This window comes from Kribbella caucasensis (assembly GCF_004361855.1).
GTDB classification, from domain to species: domain Bacteria; phylum Actinomycetota; class Actinomycetes; order Propionibacteriales; family Kribbellaceae; genus Kribbella; species Kribbella caucasensis.
Genome location: NZ_SNWQ01000006.1, coordinates 330,651 through 344,300, shown reverse-complemented (window position 1 = coordinate 344,300; position 13,650 = coordinate 330,651). Strand labels below are relative to the sequence as shown.

Annotated in this window: 13 protein-coding genes and 1 tRNA gene; 7 read left to right on the top strand and 7 right to left on the bottom strand. The window is 69.4% G+C overall.

Translation table 11 applies throughout. The annotated features are described in order from the left end of the window. Positions 1–6 precede the first annotated feature (6 nt). Positions 7–519 carry a hypothetical protein gene (locus EV643_RS15390; protein WP_133800737.1) on the top strand — a complete coding sequence of 171 codons (513 nt, stop codon included), beginning with the start codon at positions 7–9 and terminating at the stop codon, positions 517–519. Here EV643_RS15390 and EV643_RS15385 read toward each other — a convergent pair. The 3 genes from EV643_RS15385 to EV643_RS15375 all read right to left on the bottom strand — a co-directional run bounded on the left by EV643_RS15385 (position 516) and on the right by EV643_RS15375 (position 4,307). Next, a complete protein-coding gene (locus tag EV643_RS15385) occupies positions 516–1,886 on the bottom strand; it encodes a TrpB-like pyridoxal phosphate-dependent enzyme (protein WP_133800736.1) in 1,371 nt (456 codons plus the stop codon). The genes EV643_RS15390 and EV643_RS15385 overlap by 4 nt on opposite strands. A 60-nt stretch (positions 1,887–1,946) precedes the next feature. Further along, on the bottom strand, positions 1,947–2,996 hold the full coding sequence (locus EV643_RS15380; RefSeq protein ID WP_133800735.1) for an adenosine deaminase: 1,050 nt from the start codon (positions 2,994–2,996) through the stop codon (positions 1,947–1,949). Between the two features lie 117 nt (positions 2,997–3,113). Next, positions 3,114–4,307 (bottom strand): pyridoxal phosphate-dependent aminotransferase, encoded by a 1,194-nt coding sequence (locus EV643_RS15375; protein ID WP_133800734.1) that lies wholly within the window; start codon positions 4,305–4,307, stop codon positions 3,114–3,116. Positions 4,308–4,602: 295 nt separating this feature from the next. Here EV643_RS15375 and EV643_RS15370 point away from each other — a divergent pair. The 5 genes from EV643_RS15370 (at position 4,603) to rplA (ending at position 7,511) form a co-directional block, all read left to right on the top strand. After that, positions 4,603–4,675: transfer RNA gene (locus EV643_RS15370), tRNA-Trp, on the top strand. A 55-nt stretch (positions 4,676–4,730) separates the two neighbouring features. Beyond that, positions 4,731–4,973: a preprotein translocase subunit SecE gene (gene secE, locus EV643_RS15365; RefSeq protein WP_133800733.1), complete on the top strand. Its 243-nt coding sequence runs from the start codon at positions 4,731–4,733 to the stop codon at positions 4,971–4,973. Between the two features lie 339 nt (positions 4,974–5,312). Then, positions 5,313–6,257, top strand: coding sequence for a transcription termination/antitermination protein NusG (nusG, locus tag EV643_RS15360; RefSeq protein WP_370452284.1), 945 nt, complete (start codon positions 5,313–5,315; stop codon positions 6,255–6,257). Positions 6,258–6,269: 12 nt separating this feature from the next. Continuing rightward, positions 6,270–6,701 (top strand): 50S ribosomal protein L11, encoded by a 432-nt coding sequence (gene rplK / locus EV643_RS15355; RefSeq protein ID WP_133800731.1) that lies wholly within the window; start codon positions 6,270–6,272, stop codon positions 6,699–6,701. An 84-nt stretch (positions 6,702–6,785) separates the two neighbouring features. After that, positions 6,786–7,511, top strand: a complete 726-nt coding sequence (gene rplA, locus EV643_RS15350) for a 50S ribosomal protein L1 (RefSeq protein WP_133800730.1) — start codon at positions 6,786–6,788, stop codon at positions 7,509–7,511. Positions 7,512–7,615: 104 nt separating this feature from the next. On the opposite strand, the gene EV643_RS15345 is transcribed toward rplA, so the two are convergent. After that, positions 7,616–8,653, bottom strand: a complete 1,038-nt coding sequence (locus EV643_RS15345) for an alpha-hydroxy acid oxidase (protein WP_133800729.1) — start codon at positions 8,651–8,653, stop codon at positions 7,616–7,618. Positions 8,654–8,867: 214 nt separating this feature from the next. Here EV643_RS15345 and srmL point away from each other — a divergent pair, with 214 nt between their 5' ends. Beyond that, on the top strand, positions 8,868–9,989 hold the full coding sequence (gene srmL / locus EV643_RS15340) for a PheS-related mystery ligase SrmL (protein ID WP_133800728.1): 1,122 nt from the start codon (positions 8,868–8,870) through the stop codon (positions 9,987–9,989). On the opposite strand, the gene EV643_RS15335 is transcribed toward srmL, so the two are convergent. The 3 genes from EV643_RS15335 to EV643_RS15325 are packed head-to-tail and all read right to left on the bottom strand — an operon-like array spanning position 9,986 to position 13,598. Beyond that, positions 9,986–10,621, bottom strand: coding sequence for a bifunctional 4-hydroxy-2-oxoglutarate aldolase/2-dehydro-3-deoxy-phosphogluconate aldolase (locus tag EV643_RS15335; RefSeq protein ID WP_133800727.1), 636 nt, complete (start codon positions 10,619–10,621; stop codon positions 9,986–9,988). The two genes, srmL and EV643_RS15335, sit on opposite strands and share 4 nt — an antisense overlap. Beyond that, positions 10,618–12,255 carry an N-acyl-D-amino-acid deacylase family protein gene (locus tag EV643_RS15330; RefSeq protein WP_202869560.1) on the bottom strand — a complete coding sequence of 546 codons (1,638 nt, stop codon included), beginning with the start codon at positions 12,253–12,255 and terminating at the stop codon, positions 10,618–10,620. The genes EV643_RS15335 and EV643_RS15330 overlap by 4 nt, the downstream gene beginning before the upstream one ends. 23 nt (positions 12,256–12,278) lie before the next feature. Then, positions 12,279–13,598 carry a type III PLP-dependent enzyme domain-containing protein gene (locus EV643_RS15325; protein ID WP_133800725.1) on the bottom strand — a complete coding sequence of 440 codons (1,320 nt, stop codon included), beginning with the start codon at positions 13,596–13,598 and terminating at the stop codon, positions 12,279–12,281. Between the last annotated feature and the right edge of the window lie 52 nt (positions 13,599–13,650).

Sequence of the window (13,650 nt, the reverse complement as noted above, 5' to 3'; positions counted from 1 at the left end):
TCAGGGGTGGCCGAGGAAGCGGTGACGACGCTGCGGGCGGAGCTGGGGAACTTCGCTCGCGCGGAAGTCGCGTTCGCGTTGCTGGAGACGTTCCTGGACGTGGCCGGGCCGTGGGTCGAGGAGGTCGTGCTCGACCCACGCCAGCTGTTGCTGCCGGACGAGATGACGGACGACCGGGCCGTGGTGCGGCAGTTGATCGACGAGCTGGGCCGCGAGCCGTTGCCGAAGACGGGGCCGTTCACGGCGTACGAGCGTTGGTTCGACCTGACGGATGAGCAGGCGCGCTGGGACTACACGCGGCTGGCGTACTGCTCGCGCTCCGCGACCGTGTGGAGCCGCGGCCGGCGTACGACGTACTTCGAGGTGGTCGATCGGAGCCGGGCGACGTACTGGTTGCCGGACAGCCTGAAGGAGCAGTACTTCGACCGGCTGGCCGCCAACGGCTGGGCGATCCCCGGCGACTGGCTGGCGGCCGTGCCGAAGAAGCCCAAACCGTGGTGGAAGCGTGGCCGGCTCTAATTGACGGCCGGAAGGCGTTCGAGCGCTGCGGCGACTGAGGCCTGGATATCGGCGTCGTCCCACGCGCGGTCGGTCATGGTGCCGGTGAGGTAGGCGTCGTAGGCCGCGAGGTCGAGGTGGCCGTGGCCGCAGAGTGCGGTGAGGATGACCTTCTCCTCGCCGGACTCCTTGCAGCGCTGGGCTTCCTCGATCGCGGCGGCCAGCGCGTGCGTCGGCTCGGGCGCGGGCAGGATCCCCTCGGCGCGCGCGAACAGTACGCCGGCCGCGAAGCACTCGGACTGCGCCTTGGCGACGGCCTCGAGCTCGCCGGTCTCGTACAGGTGGCTGATCAGCGGGCTCATCCCGTGGTACCGCAGCCCGCCGGCGTGGATCGGGTCCGGGACGAAGTCGTGGCCGAGGGTGTGCATCTTCATCAACGGCGTCATCCCGATCGTGTCGCCGAAGTCGTACGCGTAGGTCCCCTGGGTCAGCGAGGGGCACGCGGCCGGCTCGACCGCCCGGATCACCGGGGCCATCCGCCCAGCCCACTTCTCCCGCATGAAGGGGAAGGCGAGGCCGCCGAAGTTCGAGCCGCCCCCGGTGCAACCGACGAGCAGGTCCGGCGTCTCGCCGACCATCGCGAGTTGGATCAGCGCTTCCTCGCCGATGATCGTCTGGTGCAGCAGGACGTGGTTCAGCACGCTGCCGAGCGCGTAGTGGGTCGCCTCGTCCTGGAGGGCGACCTCGACCGCCTCGCTGATCGCGATCCCGAGCGAGCCGGTGGAGTCCGGGTCGCCGGCCAGGATCTTGCGGCCGGCCTCGGTCAGCTCCGACGGGCTCGGGTGCACGGTCGCGCCGAAGACCTCCATCATCGTCCGGCGGTACGGCTTCTGGTCGTACGACGCCCGCACCTGCCAGACCTCGCACTCCAGGCCGAACTGCGCGCACGCGAACGCGAACGCAGTACCCCATTGGCCTGCGCCGGTCTCCGTGGTCAGCTTCCGGACGCCGGCCTTCGCGTTGTAGTAGGCCTGCGGTACGGCGGTGTTCGGCTTGTGCGACCCGGCGGGGGAGACACCTTCGTACTTGTAGTAGATCCGGGCCGGGGTGTCGAGCGCCTTCTCCAGCCGATGCGCGCGGTACAGCGGACTCGGCCGCCAGAGTCGGTAGACGTCGAGCACCTCGCCGGGGATGTCGATGTACTGGTCCTGCGACACCTCTTGCAGGATCAGGTCCATCGGGAACAGCGGCGCCAGGTCGTCCGGCCCGACCGGCTGCCCGGTCCCTGGGTGCAACACCGGTGGTGGCGGCGTCGGCAGATCGTGGAGCACGTTGTACCACCGGGTCGGCAACTCGTCCTCAGGCAGCAGGATCTTCGTCGGCGTCATGAACGCAACGTAAGCCCGGCACCCAGCGCACGCAATGGTCCCTGACGCGGGAGGAAAGGCTCAGTACGTCGGTGCCGGAGTGGGGGCGGTTTGGGGGACGCCGAGCCAGGTGTCGATCTCGGTGAGGAGGGTCTTGCGGACCTCGTCGGGGGCGGTGGAGGCGAGGACGGAACTGCGGGCCAGGTCGGCCAGTTCCTCGTCGGTGAAGGCGTGGACGGAGCGGGCCGTTTCGTACTGCTCGGCCAAGCGGGAACCGAAGAGCAAGGGGTCATCGGCACCGAGTGCGATCCGGGCACCCGCCTCGTACAACTGGCGGAGCGGCACTTCTTCGGGGCGGTGGTAGACGCCGAGCGACACGTTGGACGCGGGGCAGACCTCGAGGGCGACCTGGGCGTCGACGATGCGCTTCAGCAGCTCGGGGTTCTCGACCGAGCGGACGCCGTGACCGATCCGGCCCGCGCCGAGCTCGTCCAGACAGGTGCGGACGGTCGCGGGCCCGCAGAGCTCGCCGCCGTGCGGGACCGCGAGCAGCCCGGCGTTGCGGGCGATCCGGAACGCCGGGGCGAACTCCGACGTGGTCCCGCGCCGTTCGTCGTTGGACAGACCGAATCCGACGACGCCACGGCCGACGTACTGCGCCGCCAGCCGGGCGAGGGTCCGTGCGTCGAGGGGATGGCGGGTGCGGTTGGCGGCGATCACCACTTGTACTGCGATGCCGGTGGACTGTGCCGCGTCGCGGGCGGCGTCCAGGACGAGATCGGTGAACGGGGTGATGCCGTGGAAGCGGTTCGCGTACCCCGAGGGGTCGACCTGGATCTCCAGCCAGCGGGATCCGTCGGCCTTGTCGTCCTCGGCTGCCTCGCGGACCAGGCGGCGTACGTCGTCCTCGGTACGGAGCACGGAACGGGCGATGTCGTACAGCCGCTGGAACCGGAACCAGCCGCGCTCGTCGGCCGCGGACAACTCCGGCGGCCAGTCGGTCCGCAGCGCGTCGGGCAACCGGACACCGTGCTTGTCGGCCAGCTCGACGAGGGTGAGGTGCCGCATCGAGCCGGAGAAATGCAGATGTAGATGGGTCTTGGGCAACAGCCGCAAATCCCGAGGCGCCATCACAGAAGGTTACCGATCCAGTCGGCTGAGAAAGAAATCGGGCCGCCCACCTCAGCGGTGGACGGCCCGAATTCGGCAGACAGGGTCAGCGACCGGGGCGGTGGGGTGGGGAAGGAATCAGCTCAGGAGCTTGGCGATGCGGTTGACGCCTTCGGTGAGGTCGTCGTCGCCCAGTGCGTAGGACAGGCGCAGGTAGCCCGGGGCGCCGAAGGCCTCGCCCGGGACGACCGCGACCTCGGCGTCGTCGAGGATGATCTCGGCCAGCTCGGCCGACGTGGTCGGCGTCCGGCCGTTGATCTCCTTGCCGAGCACCCCCTTGACCGACGGGTATGCGTAGAACGCGCCGGTCGGCTCGGGGCACTCGACGCCGGGGATCTCGTTCAGCAGCTTCACCATCGTCTGCCGGCGCCGGTCGAACGCCTTCTTCATCTCGTCGACGGCGCTCAGGTCGCCGGTCAGCGCGGCGATCGCGGCCCGCTGGGCGACGTTGCTGACGTTCGAGGTCTGGTGCGACTGCAGGTTGGTGGCGGCCTTGATGACGTCCTTCGGGCCGATCATCCAGCCGACCCGCCAGCCGGTCATCGCGTACGTCTTGGCGACGCCGTTGAGGACCACGGTCCGGTCAGCGAGCTCGGGGACGGCGACCGGGATCGAGGTCGACTTGGTGTCGCCGTACGTCAGGTGCTCGTAGATCTCGTCGGTGAGCACCCAGATGTCGTGCTCCAGCGCCCAGCGGCCGATCGCGGCGACCGCCTCGGGGCTGTCCACCGCGCCGGTCGGGTTCGACGGGGAGCAGAACAGCAGCGCCTTGGTCTTGTCCGTCCGGGCCGCCTCAAGCTGCTCGACGGTGACCAGGTAGTTCTGCGTCTCGTCGGCGAGCACCTCGACCGGGACCCCGCCGGCCAGCTTGATCGCCTCCGGGTAGGTGGTCCAGTACGGCGCCGGCAGCAGCACCTCGTCGCCCGGGTCGAGCAGCGTCGCGAACGCGTTGTAGACGGCGTGCTTGCCGCCGTTGGTGACGAGCACCTGGCTCGCCTCGATCTCGTAGCCGGAATCCCGCTTGGTCTTCGCCACGATCGCCTGCTTCAGCTCCGGCAGGCCGCCGGCCGGGCTGTAGCGGTGGTTCTTCGGATCGCGGGCGGCCTCGACGGCGGCCTCGACGATGTAGTCCGGGGTCGGGAAGTCCGGTTCGCCGGCGCCGAAGCCGATCACCGGGCGACCGGCCGCCTTGAGCGCCTTCGCCTTGGCGTCGACCGCGAGCGTGGCCGATTCACTGATTGCACCGATACGTGCGGAGATGCGGGAAGCCATGGGCCCATCCTGGCACCCCGGCCCGCCCGCTGACATCCGGGTATCGGCCAATGACCGGCAGGTGTCCACCCGGCCCCGGCCGGCCGGGAACGAACGCGGGGGTGGTGGGCGTTGGCCAGAGGTGGAGACGGTATGGTTCCGGTCGCGGTACGGCGCTCGATGGGAGCGTGGCCGGGGCTGGAGCCTCAGTTCGACCAGGTGGCTTCGACCCCGTACACTCTTCTAGTCCGGGCGTAGATGGCCCTGATCCGGCATGCCCGAGATCAGGTTCAGCGGCGTCCGGGGATGTTTGCAGAGGGCACTAGCTCAACTGGCAGAGCATCGGTCTCCAAAACCGAAGGTTGGGGGTTCAAGTCCCTCGTGCCCTGCAAATCCTGACCGGCGCAGGGCTGGTCAGGCCGCCGCTAGCGAAAGAGGTAGGTCGTGACGGAGACGCGCACCCCGGCACCCTCCGGCGCCGGCAAACCTGCGGAAGGCAAGTCGGGCCGTGGCCTGCTGCGCTTCTACCGCCAGGTGGTCGCCGAGCTCCGGAAGGTCGTCTGGCCGACCCGCAAGCAGCTTTCCACCTACTTCGTGGTCGTGCTGACCTTCGTGGTGTTCGTCATCGCGATCGTGTCGGTCCTCGACCTCGCCTTCGGGTGGGCGATGTTCAAGATCTTCGGCTGAGTTCGCGGCCCGCCCGCGACCGAGCCGGGTGAACAGCCCGCCGAGGTACCACCAGTTCCAGCTGGGCCCGCCGAACCCACCAGCCGACGGCCCGATGCACAGATGACGGAGTACAACGTGTCCGACCAGCGCGACGACGATGTCCTCGACCACGAGGACGACTTCGACGTGTCCGCTGACGCCGACGACCTCGATCTCACCCTCGATCTCGACCTCGACGACTCGGACGACGACGATGACGACGACCCGTTCGCGGGCCTCGACGACTCCGACGACGATGCCGTCGCCGCAGACGATGATGACGACGACCCGTTCGCGGAGATCGACGACGAGGACACCCTGGTCGAGGGCGACGACGCGGACCCGGCCGACGAGGAGTACTCGGCGGACGACGAGGCCGAGGACGGCGTCGCCGACGAGGACGACTCCGACGACGAGCCGGTCGTGGTGGTCGCCGCGGCCGACCCGGCCGAGGACGACGAGGTGGTGACCGCGGAGGACGTCGACGACGCCGCCGACGAGCTCGCCGCCGAGACCGCCGAGACCACGCCTCCCAGCACCGACGAGCCGGAGACGGCCGCCGACGAGCTGATCTTCTCCTCGGCCGACGGCGCTGCCGCGGCCGCCGAGGACGACGCCGTCGAGGTCGAGCCGGAGGAGCCGGGCGACCCGGTGGAGGAGCTGCGCAGCCGGCTCCGGTCCCAGATCGGCGACTGGTACGTGGTGCACACGTACTCAGGGATGGAGAACCGGGTCAAGGGCAACCTGGAGAACCGGATCAACTCCCTGAACATGGAGGACTACATCTTCGAGATCATCGTGCCGACCGAAGAGGTCGCCGAGATCAAGAACGGGCAGCGCCGGATGGTGAAGCGCACCGTCCTCCCCGGCTACGTGCTGGTCCGGATGGACCTGACCGACGAGTCCTGGTCGACCGTGCGGCACACGCCGTCGGTGACCGGCTTCGTCGGGAACAGCCAGAAGCCCGTACCGCTCAGCCTCGAAGAGGTCGAGAAGATGCTCGCTCCGGCCGTCGTGGCGGCGGCCGAGGCGGCGGCTGCCGAGACCGGCGCCGCACCCACCAAGACCGCGGCCAAGAAGAAGGTCGAGGTCGCCGATTTCGGTGTGGGCGACTCGGTCATGGTGGTCGACGGGCCGTTCGCGACCCTGCACGCCACGATCACGGAGATCAATGCCGACGCCCAGCGGATCAAGGCGCTGGTCGAGATCTTCGGCCGGGAGACCCCGGTCGAGCTCAGCTTCAACCAGATCCAGAAAGTCTAAGGACCCGAAAGAATGCCTCCGAAGAAGAAGATCGCTGCCCTGGTCAAGGTGCAGCTGCAGGCCGGCGCCGCGACGCCGGCCCCGCCGGTCGGTACCGCGCTCGGTCCGCACGGCGTCAACATCATGGAGTTCTGCAAGGCGTACAACGCGCAGACAGAGTCCATGCGTGGCAACGTCGTGCCGGTCGAGATCACCATCTACGAAGACCGCTCCTTCACCTTCATCACCAAGACGCCGCCGGCGCCGGAGATGATCAAGAAGGCCGCCGGCCTGCAGAAGGGCTCGGCCGTCCCGCACAAGGACAAGGTCGGCAAGATCACCAAGGACCAGGTCCGCGAGATCGCCACCACCAAGATGCCGGACCTGAACGCCCGGGACATCGACGCCGCGATGAAGATCATCGAGGGCACCGCCCGTTCGATGGGCATCACCGTCGAGGCCTGACCGGCTCTCGCAGTACCCGCTGAAACAGCAGTTGTGGCAGGGCGAAGCGCCGCCCACGGACCACATCCCAGAGAGGAAACAGACATGGCACAGCGCAGCAAGGCCTACCGCGCGATCGCGGAGAAGATCGACTTCGACAAGCTGTACACGCCGCTCGAGGCGATCCGGCTGGCCAAGGAAGCCGCCGGCAGCAAGAAGTTCAACTCCACCGTCGACGTCGCGATGCGCCTCGGGGTCGACCCCCGCAAGGCCGACCAGATGGTGCGCGGCACCGTCAACCTTCCGCACGGCACCGGCAAGACGGCACGGGTCCTCGTCTTCGCCACCGGTGAGAAGGCCGAGGCCGCCAGGGAGGCCGGCGCCGACTTCGTCGGCGACGACGACCTGATCAAGAAGGTCACCGACGGCTGGCTCGACTTCGACGCCGTCGTCGCCACCCCCGACCTGATGGGCAAGGTCGGCCGGCTCGGCCGGGTGCTCGGCCCGCGTGGTCTGATGCCGAACCCGAAGACCGGCACGGTGACCCCGGACGTGGTCAAGGCCGTGACCGAGATCAAGGGCGGCAAGATCGAGTTCCGGGTCGACCGGCACGCGAACCTGCACTTCATCATCGGCAAGGCGTCGTTCGACGAGGCCCAGCTGGTGGAGAACTACAGCGCCGCGCTGGAGGAGATCCTGCGGCTCAAGCCGGCCAGCTCGAAGGGCCGCTACATCAAGAAGACGGTCTTCTCGACCACGATGGGTCCGGGCGTCCAGGTTGATCCCAACCTGACCCGCGGCCTCAACGAGGAAGCCCCGGCCGAGGCCTGAGCCTCGCCCCGTCAGCCACGAGAGTCCCCGGTCCGTGGACCGGGGACTTTCGCGTTTCCGCGTCCCCATCGCAACGGCGCGGCCACGCGGTAGCCACGCCGTGATCAACGATACGACCGCAGTAGGTCGGGGGACAGTTGGTCGACTCGAGGGCAGCCGATCAGGCGGAGGGCGTGGTCGAGTTCGTCGCCGAGATCGCCGAGCAACCGGGTGACTCCGGCAGCGCCGCCGACAGTGAGCGCCCACAGGGCCGGGCGGCCGACGAACACCGCGCGGGCGCCGAGAGCGAGTGCGGCCAGCACGTGTTCACCGCGCCGGATCCCGCCGTCGACGTACACCTCGGTCCCGGTCCCGGCGAGCGACTCGGCGACCTCCGGCAGCGCCCACGCGGTCGGGATCGACCCGTCGAGTTGCCGGCCGCCGTGGTTCGACACGATCACCCCGGCCGCGCCCGCGTCGGCACAACGCTTGGCGTCGTCGCCGCGCAGTACGCCCTTCACCACAACGGGCAGCCCGGTCCGCTCGGCCAGCCAGCCGATCACGTCCGGACCCAGGTCGTCCGCTTTCGCGAAATCGTCGTCGGTGTAGTCGGCCTCATCGATGTTCGCGAGCAGGTGACTCGGCTGGATCACGTCCCACACCGTCGGCCCGTCGTCCTCCTTGCGGCCGACGACCGGGGTGTCCGCGGTCAGTACGACGGCTCGCGCGCCCGCCTCCACCGCGGCGTCGAGCATCCGCAGGGTGATGTCGCGGTTCCGCACGACGTAGATCTGCAACCACCACGGCACCCCGGTCGCGCCGATCTCGGCGAACGGCGTACCGGCGTTGCTGGAGACCCCGAGCACCGAGTTGGCCGCGGCCACGCCGGCCGCCATCGCCGTCTCCCCGGCTGGATCCGCCTGCCGCTGCAGGGTCGACGGCGCCACCAGCACCGGTACGTCGACGGGAGTGCCGAGGACCGTCGTCCCGAGCTCGACCTGCGACACATCGGTCAGGATGTGCGGCCGAAAGCGGTACGAGTTCCACGCCTCGACCGCCTCGCCGACGCTGATCCCGCCTGCGGACCCCTGCCGGTAGTAGCGGTGCACCGGCTCCGGCAGCTTCTCGGCCGCGGCCGCTTCCAACCCGTCGATCCATCGCATACCGCCGATCCTCGCATCCAAAAGTCCACGGCGCGGCCCCGAGCGGCGAGCTAAAGTAGGGCTTGTGAAGCAGCACGGGCAGCGATTTTCGCGCCCCGGCCGGCACAGTGGTGCCGACGGGGTGAGCTGCTGCTGCGCTCTCTCCTGAGGTGACCGCGGCCGGTCGGGGTGTCTTCGTCCCTCGCACCCGCTTCTTCACCTCTTGGAGACTCCCATGGCTGTCCTGTCCGCCGAAGAACTGCACGCCGCCCTCGCCATCCGCGACCTGGCCGATCCCGGTCAGGGTCCGCACGCGATCCAGCTGATCGTCGACTCGCTCCGTACCGCGCTCGCCCAGGCCTGGCCCTACACCGAGATCTGGACTCGCCGGGATCACCCGGTCGTCCCGCTCGCCGACAACTACGACAACCTCGGGTACGCCGCCGGCGCGGTTACCCGGGAGGCCCGCTACACCCGCTACGCCTCGGCCGATCAGGTGCTGCGGAGTCACACGTCCGCGATGATCCCGCCCGCGTTGCGGGAGCTCGCCCGCTCCGACTCGTCCGACGTGCTGATGGTGTGCGCGGGGATCTGCTACCGCCGCGACTCGGTCGACTGGCAGCACACCGGTACGCCGCACCAGCTCGACCTCTGGCGGATCAGCCGCAACGTCGTCCTCGGTGAGGCCGAGTTGGAGGAGCTGATCGCCCGCGTCGTCGAGACGGTCCTGCCCGGCCGGACGTACCGGCCGATCCCCGCGGTCCACCCGTACACGACCCACGGCCGCCAGATCGACGTCCTGCTCGACGACCAGTGGATCGAGATCGGCGAATGTGGTGTCGCCGCCCCGCCGGTACTACGCCGCGCGGGCCTCGACGAGAGCTGGACCGGTCTCGCGATGGGCCCTGGTCTCGACCGATTACTCATGCTCCGCAAGGGAATCCGCGACATCCGGCTGCTCCGCTCGACGGATCCCCGGGTGGCCGACCAGCTGCTTGACCTGTCGCCGTACAAGCCGGTGTCCGCGATGCCCGCAGTACGGCGCGACTTGTCCGTCGTGGTCGGCCCGGATGTCGACGTATCGGCGGAAGTCCTCGGCGATCGTGTTCGGGATGCCCTCGGCACCGATGCGGACGCGGCCGAATCCGTCGAGGTCCGCTCCGAAACGCCGTACGACGAACTCCCCGAGGCCGCCCGCGAACGTCTCCAGCTCACCCCAGGTCAACGCAACGTCCTGATCAGACTGGTGCTCCGGCCGATCGACCGCACCCTGACCGACGCCCAGGCCAACGAACTCCGCGACCGCGTCTACACCGCCCTCCACGAGGGGCCGGTGCTCGAGCTGATCGCTGGTTAGCCGAGGGCGGTGACGAATGCGGCGGCCTTGGTGGTGATGTCGGACCAGCGGGCCGCTGTCACGTCGGCGGGGGAGACGACATCGGTGCCGGCGCTCACGGCCAGGGCGCCGGCGTCGAGGAAGGCCCGGGCATTGGAGGCGTTGATGCCGCCGGATGGGAGCAGGGGAACGCCGGGGAAGGGGCCGCTGAGGTCCTTCAGGTATCTCGGGCCGAGGTGGTGAGCGGGGAAGATCTTGACCGCATCCGAGCCCAACGCCAGCGCAGTCATCACCTCGGACGGGGTGAAGGCGGCGAGCGCGACCGGGACGCCTGCCCCGTGGGCGACCTCGACGATGGCAGCGGCTTCGGGTCCTTGGCCAGGAGTGACGAGGAACTGAGCGCCGGCATCGACGGCCTGCGTGGCCTGGGCGCCGGTCTGGACGGTGCCCGCGCCGACCACGGCTCCGGTCTCGGCGGCGGTGGAGGCGGCTCGTTCGAGGTGGCGGGCGAGATCCGGGGTGGTGAACGTCAGCTCGACCACATGGATGCCGCCGGCAACGAGTGCGGCGCACAGGTCGCGCGCGTCACTGATCTCCGGCGCGCGGACCACGCTCAGCACCCGATCGGCCCGGAGCAGCTCCATCGTGTTCATACGATTCCTTTCGCTGCATCTGTACTGCGGACGGCGGGGCCCGGGTATTCACCGGCACGACGGATGGCGTGGCCTGGCAGGGCATCGGTACGGCGGCCGTCGTCGATGACCGGGACCCCGTTGACGAAGACGTACGGGATTCCCTCGGCCTGCCGGCATGGATCCTCGAAGGTCGCCGTATCCCGCACGGTCACGGGATCGAACAGCACCAGGTCGGCGTGGTATCCCTCCCGCACCAACCCCCGATCGGTCAGTCCGAGCCGGCGAGCCGGTCGCCCGGTCAGGTGGTGAATGCAGTCGGCGAGCTCCAGTACCCCGAGCTCGCGGACGTACCGCCCGAGGTACCGCGGGAACGTCCCCCAGGCCCGCGGATGGGGTTTGCCGCCGACCAGGATCGCGTCGGATCCACCTGTGTGGGTGGAGTGCCGCATGATCGTCCGGACGTTCTCCTCGTGCCCGACGTGGTGCAGGATCGTCGTCCCCAGGTTGTCCCGGACCAACAGGTCGAAGAACACCCAGGCCGGCGGCTTGCCGATGCCGGCGGCGATCGCGGCGATGGTGTTGCCGACGGCCCCTTCGAGCGCCGGGTTCTTCACCCCGCCGATCTCGACCGTGTTCCAGTCGGTGACGCAGCCGTGGCAGCCGTCCGAACCGATCTGCTCCATGTCGCGGATGATCCTGGCCTGGTCGTCCGCGTCCTGCAGTCGCGCGAGCTGCGCGTCTGGACCACCTTCAGCGGTCCAGCTCGGCAGGATCGCCGCGAGCGTGGTCGACCCGGGCAGGTACGGATAGGTGTCGGTGGTGATGTCGACACCACTGGCCAGGCCCTTGTCGATCAGCGCGAGCAGGTCGCCGCCGCGGCCCTCGTTCGGCTCGAAGTTCATGGTCGCGTGGGTCAGGTGCAACGCGCAGCCGGACTGACGGGCCACTTCGACCATCTCGTCGTACGCGGCCAGCGCGCCCTCGCCGTACGAGCGCTGGTGCGGGCTGTAGTACCCGCCGTACGCCGCGACCACCTTGCACAGCTCGATCAGTTCGTCGGTGCTGGCGAACATGCCGGGCGTGTAGGTGAGGCCGCTACTCATCCCGACCGCGCCCTGTTCAAGGCCTGCCACGAGCAGCCGCTTCATCTCGTCGATCTCGGCGGCGGTGGCCGGGCGGTTCTCGGTGCCGACGACCATCATCCGGAGCGTCCCCTGCGGGACCAGGTACGCCGCGTTGCAGGCGATGCCCTGATCCAGCCGGCCGAGGTAGCCGGCGACGGTCGACCAGGAGAAGTCGAAGTCGTCCGGTTCCCCGTTCCAGCCGGCGATCTGGCGTCGGAGGGCGGCCAGGGTGGGGTCGTCGATCGGGGCGAACGACAGCCCGTCCTGGCCGAGCACCTCGAGCGTGACGCCCTGGCTGACCTTCGCGGTGTGGTCCGGATTCGCCAGGATCTGCACGTCGGAGTGCGCGTGCATGTCGATGAACCCGGGCGACACGACCAATCCGTCCGCCGCGATCACCCGGTCCGACGTACCCAGGTTGTTGCCCACAGCCATGATCCGGCCGCCGGTGACGGCTACATCAGCCCGTACGCCGGGAGCGCCGGTGCCGTCGAGCACGGTCGCGCCGGTGATCAGCAAGTCGGTCAAGGCCATCCTCAGCAGGTGCGGACTCAGAAGAAGGTGCGGACGAGGTCGACGACGACCGGATCATCGGCGTCCGGGTCGTCGATCACCGGGATCAGGCCCCACTTGTCGAACGCCGTACACGGGTGCGACAGGCCGACCCGGAGTTCGTCGCCGATCACCACCGGCGCCTCACCTGTCGGGTCGAAGCGGAGGAATCCGTGCTGGTCGTTCATCTTCGGCACCGTCAGACCGGCCACGGTTCGAGGTGATTCGCCGGGGGTGCGGGGCCGGAGCAACTGGGGCTCGGGCAGTCCCTCGTCGTACGGGAGATCACGTTTGCCCGCGTCGAAGATGGCCAGCCCTGGTTCGGGTTGGGAGGTGATCCGGACCCAGCCGTGGATCGAGGGGATGAGGCGATCGCCGTCGGTCCGGGGGTGCGAGCCGAGCGGGGAGACCTGTCGGTACGTCCCGTCGTCGTGGGTGATGTAGGCGCCCGACCGGAGCACCACGCGGGCGCCGGTCTCAGCGAGCGGGCCGAGCACCTGCGCGACCTGTTCGAAGTACGCGCTGCCGCCGGCGCTGACCACGGGCACCACGTCAGCGTCGTACAGGTCGTCCTCGGCGAGGCGGACGTGGACCGCGGCCAGTTGGCGCAGGTACGCCCGGACGTGTTCGAGCCCGGCCTCGTCGGCGCCGCGAGCGATGGCGCCTTCGTAGCCCGCGACTCCGGCCAGCCTCAAAGTGGACGCCGCGGCGATCGCCTGCGCGACGGCCAAAGCGGTCTCGGCCGACCGAGCACCCGTACGACCACCATCTCCGCCGACCTCAACCAGTACGTCGAGCGGGCGCGCGCCGGGCTGGACGTGTGTGGCCCGGGCGGCCTCCAACTGCTCGACCGTGCGGACCGAATCGGCCCAGACCAGGACCTCGAACGTCTCGTCGGCGGCGAGTTGGTCGGCGATCCAGCGGAGCTGCAGCGGCGAGATCAGCGAGTTGGCGACGATCACCCGGTGCACGCCGTACGCGCGGGCAACGCCGAGCTGGAACCCGTTCGCCAGCGTGATCGCCCACGCGCCCGCGTCGAGCTGCCGGGCCCAGAGCGCGGGGGCCATCGTGGTCTTGCCGTGCGGTGCGAGCTCGACACCGTGCTCGGCGCACCAGCGGGCCATGGTCGCGACGTTGTGCTCGAGGCCGGGGGCGGACAGGGTGAGCAGCGGGGTCGGCAGGTTCGACAGCCGTGGTTTGTCGGCCAGGACGTCGGCGACGGTCCGCCCCCAGAACGCCGGCGGGAGCGCCTTGTCCTGCCAGCTCACCCGCTCATCCGCCAGGGCCGCGACCGCGGTGGCGTCGTACGAAGCAGACATCTGCGCCCCTCTGCAGGTATTGCGTATCGTGCAACGAATATTGCGCATTCTG

Bases quoted from the DNA above. Each gene is read 5' to 3' on its own strand.
- EV643_RS15385 (WP_133800736.1), bottom strand. From the start codon at position 1,886: ATGACGCCGACGAAGATCCTGCTGCCTGAGGACGAGTTGCCGACCCGG.
- EV643_RS15345 (WP_133800729.1), bottom strand. From the start codon at position 8,653: ATGCGATGGATCGACGGGTTGGAAGCGGCCGCGGCCGAGAAGCTGCCG.
- srmL (WP_133800728.1), top strand. From the start codon at position 8,868: ATGGCTGTCCTGTCCGCCGAAGAACTGCACGCCGCCCTCGCCATCCGC.
- rplK (WP_133800731.1), top strand. From the start codon at position 6,270: ATGCCTCCGAAGAAGAAGATCGCTGCCCTGGTCAAGGTGCAGCTGCAG.
- EV643_RS15380 (WP_133800735.1), bottom strand. From the start codon at position 2,996: ATGGCGCCTCGGGATTTGCGGCTGTTGCCCAAGACCCATCTACATCTG.
- EV643_RS15325 (WP_133800725.1), bottom strand. From the start codon at position 13,598: ATGTCTGCTTCGTACGACGCCACCGCGGTCGCGGCCCTGGCGGATGAG.
- EV643_RS15335 (WP_133800727.1), bottom strand. From the start codon at position 10,621: ATGAACACGATGGAGCTGCTCCGGGCCGATCGGGTGCTGAGCGTGGTC.
- EV643_RS15375 (WP_133800734.1), bottom strand. From the start codon at position 4,307: ATGGCTTCCCGCATCTCCGCACGTATCGGTGCAATCAGTGAATCGGCC.
- rplA (WP_133800730.1), top strand. From the start codon at position 6,786: ATGGCACAGCGCAGCAAGGCCTACCGCGCGATCGCGGAGAAGATCGAC.